Source organism: Acinetobacter lwoffii, from assembly GCF_024129355.1.
In the GTDB taxonomy this organism is placed as follows: Bacteria; Pseudomonadota; Gammaproteobacteria; order Pseudomonadales; family Moraxellaceae; genus Acinetobacter; species Acinetobacter lwoffii_I.
The window spans coordinates 1-423 of record NZ_JAMXXP010000100.1 but is presented as its reverse complement, the minus strand read 5'-3'; the positions used below and the strand labels follow the sequence as shown (position 1 = coordinate 423).

The following is a 423-nucleotide window of genomic DNA, read 5'->3' as shown; positions in this document are numbered from 1 at the left end:
AAAAGCTAAGTCATCTCGGAGCAAAGTCTATTCCCCGAAGCACGCTGGCACGAATCAATGAGCAGCAGCCTGCTGCCTTGTATCAACAGCTCTTTTACAAGTTGCTTAAATACTATGAACACTCAAAAGTAGCCCATAAATTTCGCTTTAAGAATCCCTTGTATTCCTTGGATGCCAGTCATATTGACCTGTCGCTTTCCTTATGTGAATGGGCCAAAGTTCACGACTCAAAAGCCAGCATGAAACTCAGCATAGGATTGAATCACAGCAATGATATTCCTGAGTTTGTTGCAGTTGAAAATGGCAAAGAAAATGACATGGTACAAGGCCGCAAATTCCAGTTTCCTGCTGGCAGCATTGTAGTTTTTGATAAAGGCTATGTCGATTACCAATGGTATGCAAATCTGACTGCTCAAAACATTG

General features: G+C 41.8%; 1 pseudogene. It reads left to right on the top strand.

From position 1 onward, the window contains the following. Positions 1 to 423: pseudogene (locus tag NI468_RS16165) on the top strand (IS4 family transposase); the annotation flags it as partial.